General features: G+C 59.8%; 2 protein-coding genes and 1 other RNA gene. All 3 read right to left on the bottom strand.

The window, feature by feature from the left end:
* Positions 1-6: 6 nt before the first annotated feature.
* The 3 genes from OBACDRAFT_RS23145 to OBACDRAFT_RS27145 all read right to left on the bottom strand — a co-directional run bounded on the left by OBACDRAFT_RS23145 (position 7) and on the right by OBACDRAFT_RS27145 (position 970).
* Positions 7-354 (bottom strand): hypothetical protein, encoded by a 348-nt coding sequence (locus OBACDRAFT_RS23145; protein ID WP_043589383.1) that lies wholly within the window; start codon positions 352-354, stop codon positions 7-9.
* Positions 355-366: 12 nt separating this feature from the next.
* A non-coding RNA gene (ssrS, locus tag OBACDRAFT_RS27150) (6S RNA) lies at positions 367-547 on the bottom strand.
* 261 nt (positions 548-808) lie between these two features.
* Positions 809-970 (bottom strand): helix-turn-helix domain-containing protein, encoded by a 162-nt coding sequence (locus OBACDRAFT_RS27145; protein WP_269799095.1) that lies wholly within the window; start codon positions 968-970, stop codon positions 809-811.
* Positions 971-978: the final 8 nt, after the last annotated feature.

Genomic DNA, 978 nt, shown 5'->3' with positions numbered 1-978 from the left:
CGGCCTTCAGCTTTGGAGACGGATCACGTAAACGGATACCAGCGCCAAGGTGGCGAGGGCGAGGATGATGCCGAGGAATAGGGGGGCTTTGTCGCGTTTGCGGTAGCCGATGCCGGCAAGGGCGCTGATGACGAGCCAAGCCACGATCTTGATGATGACCCAAGGAGCAATCTGGTTGCTGTGCAGCTTGGAGAGGAGTCCGAAACCGCTCACCAGCACCAAGATCGAGGCTATGCCGGTGACAATCATGATAGTTTTGCGCGTTTCGGGCGCGCCCGCAAAGCCGTAAAAAATGCCGCCCGTGAGCACGAGCAGCGAGAGGATGTGGAGGATCTGGTAAACGTAAACGGGCATGGGAAAAAAAAGTGACACCCCGCCTGTGCCGTGCGCTCAAAGGCTCGAAACCTTTTTGTAGTAAGGTGGGCGCCACCAGACGGCTTTTTGCCTTCCGATTTACGGCCTGGCATCCCGCCGTCGTTTGCGGCTCCCGAATTGTATCAAAGGCAAAGAGCTGTTATTGAAAGCACCTCGAACACTGCAGGGTGTCGGGACAAACGGTAGGTCCGATGGCGGGGGCGTCAACCGTCTTGGCGTGTTTTTTTCCTGGGGGGCTGCGCAAGCGTTTCGGGGGGGGCGGGGTGTCTCCTTAATTGATGTTACGCCAAGAGAGGAGCCAAGGGGGAGGGGGGGAGGGCTGGCCCGCCGACGGTGCGGAAGCATCGCCTTTTCGGATGGGCGCGGCAAAGCCGCGTCTGGCGGGTCGGGAGACCCGCCCTCCTTAAGATTGGCTCCTTTTTCAAGGGCTCCGTCAGTCGTCGGAGGGGGCTTCCTGGTCGCGGTAGTCGTGGAGTTTGTTGCGCAGAGTACGGATGCTGATGTTGAGCAGTTCGGCGGCTTTGGTGCGGTTGCCGCCTGTGTGGTCGAGGGCGCGGAGGATGGCTTGTTTTTCGAGTTGGTCGAGGGGGGTGATGGTGGCTT

Source organism: Geminisphaera colitermitum TAV2, assembly GCF_000171235.2.
Taxonomy (GTDB): Bacteria; Verrucomicrobiota; Verrucomicrobiia; order Opitutales; family Opitutaceae; genus Geminisphaera; species Geminisphaera colitermitum.
This window is presented reverse-complemented; position numbering and strand designations above follow the sequence as displayed.